General features: G+C 63.9%; 15 protein-coding genes. 9 read left to right on the top strand and 6 right to left on the bottom strand.

The features are described from left to right. Positions 1–24 precede the first annotated feature (24 nt). The 3 genes from SC1_RS13065 to SC1_RS13055 form a co-directional block, all read right to left on the bottom strand. Positions 25–561 carry an RNA polymerase sigma factor gene (locus SC1_RS13065; protein WP_062182365.1) on the bottom strand — a complete coding sequence of 179 codons (537 nt, stop codon included), beginning with the start codon at positions 559–561 and terminating at the stop codon, positions 25–27. A gap of 151 nt (positions 562–712) precedes the next feature. Then, on the bottom strand, positions 713–3,070 hold the full coding sequence (locus SC1_RS13060; RefSeq protein ID WP_062182362.1) for an EAL domain-containing protein: 2,358 nt from the start codon (positions 3,068–3,070) through the stop codon (positions 713–715). 74 nt (positions 3,071–3,144) lie between these two features. Next, a complete protein-coding gene (locus tag SC1_RS13055) occupies positions 3,145–3,558 on the bottom strand; it encodes a cupin domain-containing protein (protein WP_062182359.1) in 414 nt (137 codons plus the stop codon). 273 nt (positions 3,559–3,831) lie between these two features. Between SC1_RS13055 and leuC the strand changes: the two genes are divergently transcribed. Next, complete coding sequence (gene leuC / locus SC1_RS13050; RefSeq protein ID WP_062182356.1) at positions 3,832–5,244, top strand: 3-isopropylmalate dehydratase large subunit; 1,413 nt, start codon at positions 3,832–3,834, stop codon at positions 5,242–5,244. On the opposite strand, the gene leuD is transcribed toward leuC, so the two are convergent. Continuing rightward, positions 5,241–5,825: a 3-isopropylmalate dehydratase small subunit gene (leuD, locus tag SC1_RS13045; RefSeq protein ID WP_062182353.1), complete on the bottom strand. Its 585-nt coding sequence runs from the start codon at positions 5,823–5,825 to the stop codon at positions 5,241–5,243. The genes leuC and leuD overlap by 4 nt on opposite strands. A 191-nt stretch (positions 5,826–6,016) precedes the next feature. Between leuD and SC1_RS13040 the strand changes: the two genes are divergently transcribed. Continuing rightward, a complete protein-coding gene (locus SC1_RS13040) occupies positions 6,017–6,523 on the top strand; it encodes a MarR family winged helix-turn-helix transcriptional regulator (RefSeq protein WP_062182350.1) in 507 nt (168 codons plus the stop codon). A 67-nt stretch (positions 6,524–6,590) separates the two neighbouring features. Then, a complete protein-coding gene (locus SC1_RS13035) occupies positions 6,591–7,166 on the top strand; it encodes an NADPH-dependent FMN reductase (RefSeq protein WP_062182347.1) in 576 nt (191 codons plus the stop codon). Here SC1_RS13035 and SC1_RS13030 read toward each other — a convergent pair. Beyond that, positions 7,163–7,621 carry a MarR family winged helix-turn-helix transcriptional regulator gene (locus tag SC1_RS13030; protein ID WP_062182344.1) on the bottom strand — a complete coding sequence of 153 codons (459 nt, stop codon included), beginning with the start codon at positions 7,619–7,621 and terminating at the stop codon, positions 7,163–7,165. The genes SC1_RS13035 and SC1_RS13030 overlap by 4 nt on opposite strands. A gap of 145 nt (positions 7,622–7,766) precedes the next feature. Between SC1_RS13030 and SC1_RS13025 the strand changes: the two genes are divergently transcribed. The 6 genes from SC1_RS13025 to SC1_RS13000 are packed head-to-tail and all read left to right on the top strand — an operon-like array spanning position 7,767 to position 14,444. Further along, the gene (locus tag SC1_RS13025; RefSeq protein ID WP_062182342.1) at positions 7,767–9,401 is read left to right on the top strand and encodes a long-chain-fatty-acid--CoA ligase; all 1,635 of its coding nucleotides are present in this window, start codon (positions 7,767–7,769) and stop codon (positions 9,399–9,401) included. A gap of 25 nt (positions 9,402–9,426) precedes the next feature. Continuing rightward, positions 9,427–10,557, top strand: coding sequence for a lysophospholipase (locus SC1_RS13020; protein ID WP_238586686.1), 1,131 nt, complete (start codon positions 9,427–9,429; stop codon positions 10,555–10,557). A gap of 1 nt (position 10,558) precedes the next feature. Next, on the top strand, positions 10,559–11,539 hold the full coding sequence (locus SC1_RS13015; RefSeq protein ID WP_238586685.1) for a phosphotransferase family protein: 981 nt from the start codon (positions 10,559–10,561) through the stop codon (positions 11,537–11,539). Further along, the gene (gene eno, locus SC1_RS13010; RefSeq protein ID WP_062182336.1) at positions 11,536–12,834 is read left to right on the top strand and encodes a phosphopyruvate hydratase; all 1,299 of its coding nucleotides are present in this window, start codon (positions 11,536–11,538) and stop codon (positions 12,832–12,834) included. Before SC1_RS13015 ends, eno begins: the two co-directional genes overlap by 4 nt. Further along, the gene (locus tag SC1_RS13005; RefSeq protein WP_062182335.1) at positions 12,831–13,751 is read left to right on the top strand and encodes a 2-hydroxyacid dehydrogenase; all 921 of its coding nucleotides are present in this window, start codon (positions 12,831–12,833) and stop codon (positions 13,749–13,751) included. The genes eno and SC1_RS13005 overlap by 4 nt, the downstream gene beginning before the upstream one ends. Beyond that, the gene (locus SC1_RS13000) at positions 13,752–14,444 is read left to right on the top strand and encodes an alpha/beta fold hydrolase (RefSeq protein ID WP_062182333.1); all 693 of its coding nucleotides are present in this window, start codon (positions 13,752–13,754) and stop codon (positions 14,442–14,444) included. It begins immediately after the preceding gene. A gap of 109 nt (positions 14,445–14,553) precedes the next feature. On the opposite strand, the gene SC1_RS12995 is transcribed toward SC1_RS13000, so the two are convergent. Continuing rightward, positions 14,554–15,606, bottom strand: coding sequence for a cobalamin-independent methionine synthase II family protein (locus SC1_RS12995; RefSeq protein ID WP_062182329.1), 1,053 nt, complete (start codon positions 15,604–15,606; stop codon positions 14,554–14,556). Positions 15,607–15,652 lie beyond the last annotated feature (46 nt).

The raw sequence follows: 15,652 nt of genomic DNA, 5'->3' as shown, positions 1-15,652 counted from the left end.
AATAATTCGAAACGCCCGGCGCGATCAGTCGTCGGGGTCGGCCTTCGGGGCGATCTGGCGCCGAATCTCGTGCATTCGCCACGATATGGTTGCTTCTGCGACGCCCAATATCTGTGCGGCTTCGGCGTGCGAAAGCTGCTGTCCGGCGATCAGGATCGCGGTGTCGCGAAGGTCGGGTTTCAAACGCGCGATCGCGCTTTCGATCCAGATGGCATCGTAAAGGTCGCGGCCGTCGGGGCCGCGCGCCAATCCGGTCATGACACTCAACCGGCCGGCGAAACGCGTGAAGGCCGATCGACGTCGGTGAAAATCGCGGCAGGCGTTATAGACGATGCTGCACAGCCAGGTCGTGAACTTCGCATCGCCGCGAAAGGCGGAAAGTTTCTCGGCGAGAATGCAGCACACATCCTGCGCGATATCGTCGGCATCTGCACGCGATCCGGTCAACTGCCAGGCAAGGCCGTGGATGCGATCATAATGGTCGCGGAGCAACGCTTCGAATGCGTCGCGGTCGCCCGCGGCAGCAGCGGCGATGATATCCGCGTCGGTAGCGCCCGCCATAGGTCAGATGTGCCTGCACGGATATGGAGGGCGTTCCGGTCCTTCGGCGGACTGACGGTCCGTCACCGGCCAAACTGATCCCCCGCATCCTGCCATCGCGATGGTTTGTGCCTCATTCGCGGCACGAAGGCCATCGCCGACTTTCGAAGGCTTAGCCTTCGGCGTCGCGGATTTCGATGTCGGGCGCGGCGAGTGGCCATGTTTCGGACTGGAAGGGATCGGGCGCCGGACGGCCGAAATAATATCCCTGCGCCTGTGGGCACCCCTCGTCGAGCAACATCTGTCGCTGCTCGCCGGTCTCGACCCCTTCAGCCACGATCGGCATGTTGAAGCTTCGGCCGAGCCCGATGATCGCCCGCACGATCGACCGCGCCGCCTCGTCATCGGGGATCGAGGCAACGAAGCTCTTGTCGATCTTGATCTTGTCGAACGGAAAGGCCTTGAGATTGCTCAGCGACGAGTAACCGGTGCCGAAATCGTCCATCGCGATCCGGACGCCGAGAGCACGGATTTCGTGGAGCGCTTTCAATGCGCTGTGTTTGTTGCGCACAAAAGCGGTCTCGGTGATTTCGAGTTCGAGCCGGTGCGCCTCAAGGCCCGATTGCGACAAAGCGTCGCGGACGACGGCAGGCAGGTTTGGTACCTGAAACTGGATGGTCGACACGTTGACGGCGATCGAGACATTCTTCGGCCAGTTTGCCGCGGCCCGGCAGGCTTCGCGCAGCACCCACTCGCCGATCGGTACGATGGCGCCGATTTCTTCCGCGACCGGGATGAAATAGTCGGGCGGGACGTCGCCGCGTTCGGGATGCTCCCAGCGAAGCAGCGCTTCATATCCGACGACCGAAGCGAAAGCGGTCGCGACGAGCGGCTGATAGACGATGCGAAGCTCGTCGCGGGCGATTGCGTGCCGCAGGTCATGCTCTAGCGCCCGGCGTTCGCGTGCGAGCGCGTCCATCTCCTGATCGAAAAAGGCGGCGTTGCCCTTGCCGTTGTTCTTTGCGCGATAGAGAGCGGTATCGGCATTGCGCTGCAGTATCTCGGCATCGGTTCCGTCTTGCGGAAAGAGCGCGACGCCGATGCTTACCCCGACCGCCATCGGATCGCGCGCGACGTCCATTTCGATCGCGAGTGTATCGAGAATGCGGGCCGAAAGCTTGCGGGCATCGTCAGGGCTTGAAGCACCGGTCTGGATCACAAGGAACTCATCGCCCCCGATACGCGCGACAACGTCGTCCGCACGCACGGCGGATCGGAGGATGTCGGCGATGCGGCACAGGATTTCATCCCCGGCTCCGTGGCCGAATATGTCGTTCACCGCCTTGAACCGGTCGAGGTCGAGCGCGAGCAGTGCGAAAGGTTTCTTCGCACTGATTGCCGCGTCGAGCGCCCGGCCGAAGTGAGCCCGGTTCGACAGGTCGGTGAGGGCGTCGTGCGACGCCAGATGCTCGATCGCCCGCTGCGCGCGCTTTCGATCGGACAGGTCGCGGATCGCAAGAACCTGGCAGCTTCGTCCACGATATTCGATCGTCTGCGTCGCAATTTCGAGGATATGATCTTCGTCGATGCTGGTGCGCAGGCGCGCTTCGGCGGAATGGCCGTTCGGCGGTTCGAAGGCTGCGCCGTTGCTGGCGACGAACCAGTCGGACGGCGTGCTGCCGGCGATTGCGCCGCTGCTGACGCCAAGGAGCGTGCAAAGCCGCGCGTTCACCTCGATGATCCGTCCGTCATATGTGATCGCAAGCGCCTCGAGCGTCGCGTCGGCAAGGCCATGTGCGTCGGTAAGCCAGCGGTCGACGAGCGATCCGGTGAGCGCGAGGGCTACCAGCGCGACATTGGCGATGACGATCGCGGGAACCAGCCAGTCGCGGCTGCTCGTTGCCCCGGGAATGCTGCCACGTGTCGGATCGGGGACGAGTGTGGTCGCCGACATCGCGGTAAAATGCAGGACGACGATGGCGAGCACGGCGAAAGCTGCAGGCAGTGCAATCTTCTTCCAGCCCTTCGCCCGCGCGAAGGCAAGAAACGCGGCGAAAAAGCAAAATCCCGACAGCGGCACCGAGATGAGGATCGGTGCCCAGTCGTAGGCGACGCGCGCGGGGGCGATGATCGACGCCATGCCGATAAAGTGCATCGCCGCGACGCCGATTGCCGCCCCCACCGCCGCGAGCGCGCAGCGACGCGCGTCCGGCGCCTTGCCCAGCCAGCGGAAACTGCACCAGAAAAAGGCGATCGCGATGGCGACCGACAGGATGGTCAGGCCGACGTCGAAGCGAATCGGCATCGATCCGCGATAGGCGAGCATCGCGACGAAATGCGTCGCCCATACCCCCATGCCTTCGGCTACCGCGGCGACAAAAAGCCAGTGGCGCCGGCGGGCGTCGACGCAGTGCGTTGAGCGGTTCAGAACGACGAAAAGGCTGATATTCCCGAGGATGCAGACCAGCGCGGCGATCAGGACAAAACGCAGATCATGCTGATGGACCACGCATTCGAGGACGCTGAACATGCATTCTCTCCCTGGTCCCCGTCGTTCTTGTGCCTTTCAATTCTAAATATTGCATTATTGGCCGGTCGCCGGGGTCAGGGTATTTGGATATCCTTGGCCGGAACAAGAAGCGGCTTGCCTTTTTCGACGATATAGGTCGCGAGTTCGGCGCCATTATTCGCGGTACGATTGCGTGCCATATGTGCGACGCCGGTCGGGACGAACAGCACGTCACCGGCTTTCAGCGTGACGGGCGCCTCGCCCTCAAGCTGATATTCGAGCGTGCCTTCAAGGATATAGATCACCTCTTCGCCGGGGTGGCGATGCCAGGGCGCTACTGCGCCGGGCGCGATATCGATGCGCGCCTGGACCGTTTCGCGGCCCGGTATCGACAGATCGTGACGCTGGAGATCTGTTCGGGTGGTGCCCTGCGGTGCCGGGGCAGCCGCGGCAGCGGGACCGGCCAGCATGAGTGCGGCGGCAAGCACGGCGGGAATATGTCGGATCATGATGCTGTCCTTCTGGGGTTTGTCGCAGTCGCGGTCTTCGCAAGCTCGGTCAGTGTTCGCCGCCAGAAGCGTCGAGGTTACAGAAAGGGAAGGCGCAGCGTCCGGGTGTTCGACCCGCAAGGCCGCGCCGGAAACCCCGAAAATTCTTGCTCCGCTCTTCGTCTCGCGATAATAACTTAGATATCTAAGTATATATGCGGGCGATGTTCGGGGGTAAGTGGTGACGGAATTCGACGATCGGACTTTGAGGGCAGGGTTTTGCACAGAATGACAATGCCGCCCCCGCGCACCCTCTATGACAAGATTTGGGACGCGCATGCCGTCGCCGACGACGACGGGGAAACCCTGCTCTACATCGATCTGCACCTGCTCCATGAAGTGACTTCGCCGCAGGCCTTTGCCGGGCTGGCGGCTGCGGGCCGAACGGTGCGGCGGCCGGAACGGGCGCTGGCGCTGTCCGATCATAATGTGCCGACGGCCGGCCAGACGGCAGGACTGGCCGGCGTGACCGATGCGAAGGCGCGGGCCCAACTCGAAGCGTTGGTCGACAATACGCGGCGGTTCGGGATCGAGAATTTCCCGATGGGCGATCCGCGCGGCGGGATCGTCCATGTCGTCGGACCCGAACAGGGGCGCTCGCAGCCGGGAATGACGATCGTTTGCGGCGACAGCCATACCTCGACGCACGGCGCTTTCGGCGCGCTCGCCTTTGGGATCGGGACGTCGGAGGTCGAGCATGTACTGGCGACGCAGACGATCCGCCAGCGCCGGTCGCGCAACATGCGCGTGATCGTCGATGGCACGCTTGCGCGGAATGTCCATGCCAAGGATCTGGCGCTCCACCTGCTCGGCCTGATCGGGGTCGACGGTGCCGGCGGGCATGTGATCGAATATTGCGGGACGGCGATCCGTGCGCTGTCGATGGAGGGGCGGATGACGCTCTGCAACCTCAGCATCGAAATGGGCGCGCGCGCAGGGCTCGTCGCGCCAGATGCGACGACCTTTGCATATCTCGCGGGCCGCGCGGCCGCTCCCCGCAGCGATAGCTGGGATGCCGCAATGGCCCGGTGGAGCGCTCTCACCAGCGACGACGATGCGCTTTTCGACCGCGAGCTTGCCATCGATGCACGCGACGTTCGGGCGATGGTAAGCTGGGGGACGAATCCGTCACAGGTCGTCGCGATCGACGGCCATGTGCCCGATCCTGCAACACTAGCCGACTCCGATGCGCGGGCATCGGCCGAGCGGGCCCTTGTCTATATGGGGCTTGCGCCGGGTACCCGGGTCGCGGGTCAACGGCTCGACCGGGTCTTCATCGGCAGTTGTACCAACAGTCGGATCGAGGATTTGCGCATCGTCTCCGAAGTTGTTCGCGGCCGCCGTGTCGCGCCACATATCCGCGCGATGGTCGTGCCGGGGTCGGGGCTGGTCAAGCGGCAGGCTGAGGCGGAGGGCATCGCCGACACTCTACGCGACGCGGGCTTCGACTGGCGCGAACCGGGGTGCTCCATGTGTGTCGGCATGAACGCCGACCGGCTGCAGCCGGGCGAGCGCTGCGCAGCAACCTCGAACCGCAATTTCGAGAACCGTCAGGGACGCGGTGGACGCACGCATTTGATGAGCCCCGCGCTCGCCGCCGCAAGCGCGATTGCGGGCCATATCGCGTCGCCCGAAATGCTCGGCTAGATCGCCGCTTCGAACCGCGCGATCGCATCGGCGTGGCGCAGGCTACGTTCGATATCGTCAAGCCCCTCCATCAGGATGCGGCGGTCGTCGGGATCGATGTCGAACGCGATCGTTTCGCCCGATGCAAGGCGGATCTGCTGCGCCGCCAGATCGACCTCGATCGGCGCATATTGCGCAAGCGCGATTTCTTCCCGCAGGCGCGTACATGCTTCGTCGGGCAAGCGGATCAGCAACAGGCCATTCTTGCGCGCATTGCCGGCGAAGATGTCGCCGAAACTCGGCGCTATGACACAGCGAAAGCCAAAGTCCGTGAGCGCCCACACAGCATGTTCGCGCGAGGAGCCACAGCCAAAATTGCGATCGGCGACGATGATTTGCGCCTTTCGGCCCTGCGGCTGATTTAGGATGAAGTCGTCCCGCTCCGCGCCGTTCCGATCAAACCGCAACTCCTGAAAGAGGTGCTTGCCAAGGCCGGAACGGGTCAGCGCCTTCATATATTGCGCCGGGATGATCATGTCGGTGTCGACATTGGCAAGCGGCAAGGGCGCCGCACCAGCTCGTATCCGGATAAATTCCTGCACGCTAACTCCATTCACTTAGTATTCTAAGTAAATGAGTCGCTCGATCTTGTCCAACATTATCGCGGGGTTGGAAGGGGGATACGATCCAAGATGGCGATGAAGATGGTTGCCGCGCGAATCTTCGCGTCCTAAGGTTCCCTCTTGCGCGGGCTGGCGCCCGGTGTCGGAGCTCGCGACAGGGGAGCAGGATTTTGGTAAAGAAAACACAGGATTATCGGCATCCGGCCGAATATTATACCGATCCTGAGAACAGCATCGGATATCTGGCGCGCGTCGTCTTTCGTTCCTTTTCGCGGCTCCTCGAACGGCGCACGCTGACGCACGACGTGTCGGCGGGGCAGTGGCGTTTCCTGCGCCAGCTGTGGCGCGAGGACGGGATTACGCAGCGCGAGCTCAGCGAGCGCGTGGGCATGCGTGAACCGACGACGGTCGTCGCGCTGAAGGGGCTGGAGAAGGCCGGGTTGATCACGCGCAAGAAGACGACCGACGATCGCCGCAAGACCTTCATCCACCTGACTCCGCACGCCAAAAAGCTCGAACTGATTCTCGCCCCGATGAACGCCGAGATTCACGAGATCGCGACCAAGGGGATGACCGACGAGGAGGTCGAAGTGCTGCAAGGTCTGATGCGCCGTGTGATCGGCAATCTGGCCGAAGAGACGCAGAAACTTTCGGTACTGTCGGATATCAAGGCCTGACGGCTTGCAACTTGCCTCGCGAAGCGACAATAGGTTAGTATTCTAACTATATTGCTCGGGAGGGAAAATGACCAGCATTGCCGTCATCGCGGGAAGCGTCCGCGAAGGATCATTCAACCGCGCCTTGGGCGACCTCGCCGCAGTCAGTCTCGAATCTCAAGGCGCGAACGTGACGCGGGTCGATCTGGCGGCGTTCGATCTGCCGCTCTATTCCGCCGCGCTTGAGGCCAATGCCTTTCCGCCCGACGCGCTGAGGCTCAAAGAGCTGTTCGCGGCGCAGGACGGGCTGCTCTTCGTCTCTCCCGAATATAACGGCTCGCTATCGCCGCTGCTAAAGAATGCCATCGACTGGGCATCGCGCCCAACCGGCGACGAGGGGCTTGTCGCGCTGTCTGCCTATCGCGGCAAGGCGGCGGCGATTATGTCGGCCTCGATCAGTCCGTTCGGGGGGCTGCGCGGCTTGATGCACCTGCGCCAGATCCTGTCGACGATCCAGATGCTCGTGATTCCCGAACAGGTGGTGGTACCCAACGCCCACGCCGCCTTTGCCGAGGACGGCAGCTTGAAAGAAGCGCTTCCCGCATCGCTTGTCGACATGACTGCCGGGCGTCTGGTGGCGGTGGCGAAAGCGCTCGCTGCCTAGGCTTTGTGCGTAGTCCGGGAGACGGGGGCAGGTTCGATATTGTCGCCCCAGTCGGCCTCGAGCGCGGCGAGGAGCGCATCGAACCTGTCCTGCCCCAGCCGCGCGGCGATCTGTGCGGTGAGCGCGTCCATCGAGCGCTGCGCATCCTTGCGCATGCGCGCGCCGAGGCCGGTCAACGAAACGATCATATGGCGGCGGTCCTCGGGATCGACCTCAAGTTGGACGATGCCCAGCTTTACCATCTGGCCGATCGTGCTGTGGATCGCCTGCCGCGATACGCCGAGGTTGCGCGCAATGTCCGACGGGCGCACGATGCCGCTGACGATATTGGTCATGACCATCGATTGCGGGCGGTTGACGTCGGGCCAGCCGTGATCGTGCAGCCGCGCCTGAAGTCCCTCGTCAAGCCAGCAGAAGCGTTGAAAAAGCGCGATGATAAGCTGGTTGGTGCGCATATGACGCTATGTTGGCCCCGTTGCCGGCGGGATGCCGACGGCGCCACGCTAGAAGAGCGGGAAGGCCGAAGCAAGGCAGAGCGGCGTTGCAATCGGGAAATACTTAGCATACTATCTATTAAAGCGATAAGGGAGAGAGGATCGCATGGACGGGTTGATGCAGAATGTGCCGCTGACGGTCGACCGGATCATCGACCATGCAGCGAACTGGCACGGCGCGCGCGAGATCGTGTCGCGCGATGCGGAGGGGCACGTAACCCGATCGACCTGGGCCGATGTTCATGCCGACGCAAAGCGCGTGTCGAATGCGCTGGCGGCCGAGGGAATCAAGCGCGGCGACCGCGTCGCGACGATGGCGTGGAATGGCGCGCGTCATCTGGCGGCCTGGTATGGTGCGGCGGGGATGGGAGTGGTGCTTCACACGCTCAATCCGCGGCTGTTCCTTGAACAGATCGCCTATATCGCAAACCACGCCGGCGACCGGCTGCTCATCGCCGACCCCGCTACCGCCGAGCTGGTCGAGCAATTGCTTCCCCAGGTGCCGTCGATCGAGAAGGTGGTCTTTTTCTGCGACGCCGCGTCGATGCCGCAAACCAGCTTTGCCGCGACCGCCTTCGACGACTGGATCGCCGGTCAGCCGTGCGAATATATATGGGGCGGGTTCGATGAGAATGCGGCGTGCGGGCTTTGCTATACCAGCGGCACGACGGGCAATCCCAAGGGCGTGCTCTATTCGCACCGCTCCAACTATATCCACGCGCTGATGACGTTGCAGCGCGACGCGCTCGCGCTCTCGGCGCGCGACACGGTGCTGCTCGTCGTCCCGATGTATCATGCCAATGCATGGGGCGTCGTCTATTCGGCGCCCGCGGTCGGCGCCAAACTGGTGCTGCCGGGGCAGCGAATGGACGGCGAATCTATCTATAATCTGATCGAGCAAGAGGGCGTGACCTATTCGGCCGCCGTGCCAACAGTGTGGCAGATGCTGCTGCAATATATGCAGGAAAATGGAAAGCGCTTCACCACACTGGAGCGGGTGACGATCGGCGGTTCGGCATGCCCCGAGTCGATTATCCGCACCTTCCGCGACGATTATGGCGTCGATGTCATCCAAGGCTGGGGCATGACCGAAACCTCGCCGCTCGGTACGGTATCGGTGCCCAATGCCGCGGTCGCTGCGAAGCCCGAGGGCGAGCAGATGGCATATAAGCTGAAGCAGGGCAGGCTGCTCTGCGGGCTTGAGATGAAGCTTGTCGACGATGCCGGCAATCGCCTGCCGCACGACGGCAAGACGCCCGGGCGACTGATGGTCAAAGGGCCGACGATCGCGGGCGCCTATTATGGCGGCGAGGGCGGCGATGTGCTCGATGCCGAGGGATTCTTCGACACCGGCGACGTCAGTACGATCGACGGCGAAGGCTATATGCAGATCACCGATCGCGCGAAGGACGTCGTGAAGTCGGGGGGCGAGTGGATCAGTTCGATCGAGATCGAGAATATCGCGATGGGGCACGATGCCGTCGCCAATGCCGCGGTCGTCGGCGTCGCGCATCCGAAATGGGACGAGCGGCCGATCCTGCTCTGTCAACTGAAGGACGGCGCCGATGCCTGCGCCGACGATCTCAAGGCGTATCTCGACGGCAAGATCGCGCGCTGGTGGATGCCCGACGATGTGCTGTTCGTCGAGGAGATCCCGCTTGGGCCGACAGGAAAGATGGACAAGAAGGCGATCCGCGCGGGGCTGGACGGTTACACGCTGCCCTTCGAAGTGACCCGCTGAACAATATCTATAATCAGGAGAGATGATGATGGACCCGAACGGGATCGAGGGACTGGACGCGCGATTTGTCGGGCTGGTGTCGCCGACGGCGCCGAGGATTCAGGCGGGCGGACACCCGTGCCAGGGCATTTACTGGACCGAGGCGGGGAAGCGCCCGAAGGTCGCGATCATCGCGACGCACTATAATGTCGATTTCGCCGAGCATTATATCGCTCCCTATTTTGCGCGACAGGGCTTCGGCTTCCTGGGCTGGAACACTCGTTATCGCGGGTTCGAGGATCAGTTTTTGCTCGAGCACGCCGTTCTCGACATCGGCGTCGGCATGAAATGGTTGAAGGAGGAGGCTGGGGTCGAGCAGATCGTCATCCTCGGCAATTCGGGCGGCGGGTCGCTGATGGGCGCCTATCAGGCCGAAGCGATCGCGCCGACGCTGACGGACCGGCTGCCGTCGGCAGGGCAGGATGCGCTCGCAAGCCTTATCAAGGGCGATCTCTACATCAGCTTCAACGCGCATCAGGGCCGCCCCGAGGTGCTCACCGATTGGATGGACGCGTCGGTGATCGACGAGACTGACCCGACACTGACCGATCCCGAACTCGACCCGTTCAATCCCGATAACGGCCCACCCTATTCGGACGCGTTCATCGCAAAATATCGTGCCGGCCAGCGCGCGCGCAACCAGCGCATCACGGATTGGGCAAAGGCTGAACTCGCGCGGCTGAATGCCGCCGGCATCCCCGATCGCATCTTCCCCATGTTCCGCTGCTGGGGCGATATCCGCTGCGTCGATCCGGCCATCGACCCGTCGGACCGCAAACCCAATTGGTGCTATCGCGGCGACCCTGCAGTCGCGAACCGCACGCCGAGCATCGGGCGCGCCAATACGCTGAAGACCTGGCTTAACATGTGGAGCCTCGAAACCTCGCCGTGCCAGGGGCAGCCGCACCTCGCCAAGCACGACACGCCCGCGCTGGTCGTGCAGGGCCTCGCCGACACCGGCGTCTTTCCAAGCGACGCGCGCAAGATTTTCGACTTCCTTGGATCGACCGACAAGAAACTCGAACTGATACCCGGCGCGCATTATTTCGAGGATTCGATCGCCGAACGCCAGAATGCGGCCGATCTTGTTGGCGCCTGGATTAGGGAGAAGCTGTGACGTGACGGCCGACGTCGACATCGTCCGTGAATTGCGCGGCGCCGGACTGGCGGGCGAGGGCGATGTCGTTCTCGAACCGCTGACCGGCGGCGTGTCCTGCGACGTATGGAAGGTCGAGACGCCCTCGGGCCCGATTGTTGTCAAGCGCCCGCTGCCGCAGCTTCGCGTCGCCGCCGAATGGCATGCGCCGATCGAACGCGGTCAGGCCGAGGTGCGCTGGCTGAAGCGCGCGCGGGATGTCGACCCGTGGATCGCACCCGAAGTGCTCGCCGAGCTTCCCACGGGTCATGCCTTCGCGATGCGCTTTTTGCCTGATTGCCCGGTGTGGAAAGACGAACTGGTCGCGGGCCGCATCGATGGCGATTTTGCCGCCGCGGTGGGGCGCGGGATCGTGGCCGTGCATGCCGCGACGGCGAACAACGCGGCCGACCGCGACGCCTTTCCGAACGACGAGATGTTCCGCGCGCTGCGCGTTGATCCCTTCCTGCTACATGTCGCACGCAAGGACACCGAATTGGCGCCCGCGCTGAACGCGCTCGCCGACGATCTCGTCGCGCGCAAGGTTGCGCTGGTGCATGGCGACGTGAGCCCCAAGAATATCCTCGTCAGTCCCGATGGGCCGGTCTTCCTCGACGCCGAATGCGCTGTCTACAGCGATCCGGCGTTCGATCTCGCTTTCTGTGCGACGCACCTGTTGCTCAAGGCGGTATGGCTCGACGATCTTCGGCTGGAGCAGGCGGCCGGCCTGCTCGTCGATGCGTATCGGGCGGGGATCGATTGGGAAGACGCGGACGGCTTGCTGAAACGCGCCGGGGGGCTCACCGCCGCGCTGTTGCTCGCGCGCGTGGAGGGCAAGTCGCCCGCACAATATCTGACCGACCCCGAACATCGGCGCATCGTGCGCGATCAGGCGCGGGCGCTCGTCCTCGCGCCGCAATCGATCGACGCGCTCCTCGCCAACTGGAAAAGGAATCTTGCATGACTTCGCGTATCGCCTCCGTCACCGGCCGCCAGCTCTGGGACTCGCGCGGCCGCCCCACCGTCGAGGCCGAGGTGGTGCTGGAATCGGGCGCGGTGGGCCGGGCGATCGCCCCGGCGGGCGCCTCGCGCGGTGCGCATGAGGCAATAGACCTGCGCGATGGTGGCGATGCGTTTGGCGGCTTCGGCGTCAATCGCGCGGTCGCCGGGATCGGTTCGGAAATCGCAAGCGCGATCGCCGGCATGGACGCGCGGGAACAGGCTTCGGTCGACGCGGCGCTCTGCGCGCTCGACAACACCCCCAACAAGGCGCGGCTTGGCGCCAACGCCGTCGTCGCCGTGTCGATGGCGGTCCTCCACGCTGCCGCTGCCGATGCGCGGTTGCCTTTGTGGCGCTATCTCGCGGGCGACGCCAAGGTGCGCATCCCTCTCCCCGAAATCCAGATATTCGGGGGCGGCGCTCACGCCGGGCGGCGCACCGATGTGCAGGATTTCATGATCATGTGCCCAAAGGCCGGAAGCTTTCGCCGCGCGCTTGAAATCACGGACGATGTGTATCGCGCCGCGGGCAAGCTGATGGAGGCGAAAGGTCCGCTCTCGGGCGTCGCGGACGAGGGCGGCTGGTGGCCGAACTTCGCGTCGAACGAGGATGCTCTCGACACGCTGACCAAGGCGATCGAGGCGAGTGGGCATCGCGCCGGCGATGAGGTGTTCATCTCGCTCGACATCGCGGCGAACGAGCTTGGCGATGCCGACGGCTATAACCTCGCGCTCGACGACGGGCGCCTCTCGGGACAGGAGATGGCGGCGCGCATCGTCGAATGGGCGGGGCGCTATCCGATCCTGTCGATAGAGGATCCGGCGGGGCAGGACGACTGGACGACGATGGCGGCGGTCACTGCGGCCATCGGCGATCGCGTCCAGATCATCGGCGACGACGTACTCGTCACCAACGCCGCGCGCGTCGAACGCGCGGGCGAGGCGGCGGTGTGCAACGCGGCATTGATCAAGGTCAATCAGGTGGGAACGGTGACCGAGGCGAAGGCGGCGCTCGATGCCGCGGTCGCTCTCGGTTGGGGCGCAATCGTCTCGGCGCGGTCGGGTGAAAGCGAGGATGTCACCATCGCGCATCTTGCGACGGGTTGGAACGCGGGGCAGCTCAAGGTCGGCAGCTTCACCCGGTCCGAACGCATGGCGAAGTGGAACGAGATGCTGCGGATCGAGGAAGCGATGGGCGGCGACGCGGTGTTCGCCGGCTTCTCGGCCTTCGCCGGATCGATCGGGGCCGTGGCGGCATGATCGTCCTGCACGCACGCCCGAGCCCGGGGTTTCGCGAGGCGGTCGACAGGATCTTTGGCGCCGGCGTGGTGACGCATGTCGACGAGGCCGCATCGCTCGACGAAGTGGCGGAAGAGATTACCGCGCTGCTCCATGTGCTGACGCCGGTGACGGGCGATTTCATCGCTTCGGCACCGAAGCTGAAACTGATCCAGAAGCTCGGTGTCGGCGTGAACACCATCGCGCTCGATGCCGCCCGTGAACATGGCGTCGCGGTGTGCAACATGCCGGGGACGAACAGCCAGGCGGTCGCCGAAATGGCCTTGTCGCTGATGATGGCGGTGCTGCGGCGGACCTGTTTTTTCGATGCGCGGACGCGGCTGGGGGAGGGGTGGACCGCCGACCCTTCCGAACTCGACAGCGTCGGCGAAGTCGCGGGGCGAACGGTGGGACTGGTCGGGTTCGGCAATTCGGCGCAGCGGCTGGCGCCCGTCCTCGAAGCGCTGGGCGCGAAGGTCGTCTATACCGCGCGCAGCCCGCGTGACGTGGCGTATGAATTTATGCCGCTCGATCGCCTGCTCGCGACAAGCGACATCGTCTCGCTGCACATCCCGCTGACCGACGACACACGCGGATCGATCGACCCGTTCGCGATGAAGAAGGGCGCGATATTGGTGAACACGGCGCGCGGCGAACTGGTCGACGAAGCGCGGTTGATCGAAGCGCTGACGACGGGGTATTTGCTCGGCGCAGGGCTCGATGTGTTCGGCGAGGAGCCGTTGCCGCGGGGTAATCCGCTGCTGAGTCTGCCGAATGCAGTGCTGGCACCGCATATCGCCTGGCTCACCCCCGAAACGCTGGTGCGCAGCCTTTCCGTGGCGCATGAAAATTGCCGCCGCCTCGCCGCAGGCGAAGCGCTACTTCATCAGGTGGTCTGAATGTCGCTTCCTATCGTTTTGATTACGGGTCAGCTTCTGACTGATGCCGTGTGGCAGCCGTTGCTGGACCAATGGCCGGGCCGCGACGTGATCGTCGCCGACAATAGCCGCGACGACACGATCGAAGGCTTTGCGCAGCGCCTGCTCGACAACGCACCGCCGAAATTTGTGCTGGTCGGTCACGCGATGGGCGGCTTCGTCGCGTTCGAAGTGATGCGCCGCGCGCCGGAGCGTGTGGCGAAGCTCGCGCTGATCTCGACGCTCGCGTCGGCGGATGGTCCGGCGCAGACCGCGCGGCGGCAGGGCTACATCGACCTCGTGACAAACGGTCAATTCGATCAGGTCGTCGAGGAACGGATTCCGATCCTGTTTCCAGAAGAAAGGCGGCACGACGAACGATTCCTGACCATCGCGCGGACGATGGCCGCCGATACCGGCGCCGACACTTTCCTTGCGCAGCAGCGCGCGATCATGGCGCGCATCGACAGCCGCCCGCGGCTGGGTGAGATTGCCGTGCCGACGCTGCTGATCTGGGGCGAGAAGGATGGCATCACCAGCCGCGCGCATCATGACGAAATCTTGGACGCAATCCCGGGCGCGCGGCTGGAGGTCGTACCGGGCGTGGGGCATTTGCCCACGGTCGAGGTGCCCGAGGTGGTGGCTGAGTTGCTAAGCCGGTTTTTCGACGCCTAACCGCCGTCATTGCGAGCGAAGCGAAGCAATCCAGGGCGGTCAACGCCACTCTGGATTGCTTCGCTTCGCTCGCAATGACGAACTAAATGCTCAAATTGTCGGGTAAGATTTATTTCAACTCCGCACGCACCATCGCCGTCCCATCGACCATCGCCTTCAGCTTCGCCTGGCTATGCTCCCGGCTGTGGTATTTCATCCCGCAATCGGGCGCGATCCAAAGTCGTTCGGCGTCGACATAGCGCAGCGCCTCGCGGATACGTCCGGCGACGACTTCGGGTGTTTCAACCTCGGGAATCGACAGGTCGAGCACGCCGTACATGATCGTCTTGGTCGGCAGTTCGGCGAGGATCGCGGGGTCGAGCCCCGGCTGCGCCGCTTCGATCGAAATGACGTCGATCGCCGACGCTTCCAGTTCGGCGAGGAAGTCATAAGCCTTGGGCTTCGGCCCCGTCGCACCCGCGCCATGATGCACCATCGCATAGCCGAAGCAGATGTGCAGCGCGGTCGTGCCGCCGACGCCATCGAGCGCGCGATTGATCGCCTCGATCGCATAGCTGTTCGCCTCGGCGGCACGCGCCTGCAGATAAGGCTCGTCGAGCTGGACCACGTCGACGCCCGCCGCGAACAGATCCTTCACCTCGGCATTGACCGCATCGGCATAGTCCATCGCCAGCGACCGCAGATCGGGATAATAGCCGTTCTCGGCCTGCTGAGTCATTGTGAAGGGGCCGGGCAGGGTAAGCTTTACGGGCTTGGCCGAGTGGCGGCGGAGGAAAGCGGCATCCTGTGCTTCGATCGGCGCGACGCGGCGGATCGGACCCGAAACGAGCGGCACGGGATTCGCGTTGCCGGTACGGTCGATCGCCGTCCCATGCTTATCCCGGTCGATCCCCGACAGCGCGGTCGCGAGCCGGTTCGAATAGCTTTCGCGGCGCATTTCGCCGTCGCCGACGATGTCGATGCCCAGCTCTTCCTGATCGCGAATAGCCATCAGGGTCGCCGCTTCCTGCGCGTCGGCGAGCCAGGGTTCGGGGATGCGCCACAGCGTCTCGGCGCGCACGCGCGGAGGCAGGCTGGCCTTCAGCCGCTCGCGGTCGATCAGCCAGTCAGGCTGGGGGTAGCTTCCGACGATAGTTGTCGGCAGGATGGGGTGGTCGAACAAGGCCGGTCCTCTCGAATTTTTAGCTGGCCAAGCATTTGCTTAGTAT

This window comes from Sphingopyxis sp. C-1 (assembly GCF_001047015.1).
GTDB lineage: Bacteria > Pseudomonadota > Alphaproteobacteria > Sphingomonadales > Sphingomonadaceae > Sphingopyxis.
Note: the sequence above shows the minus strand (reverse complement) of the source record. Positions and strands in the feature narration are given on the sequence as shown.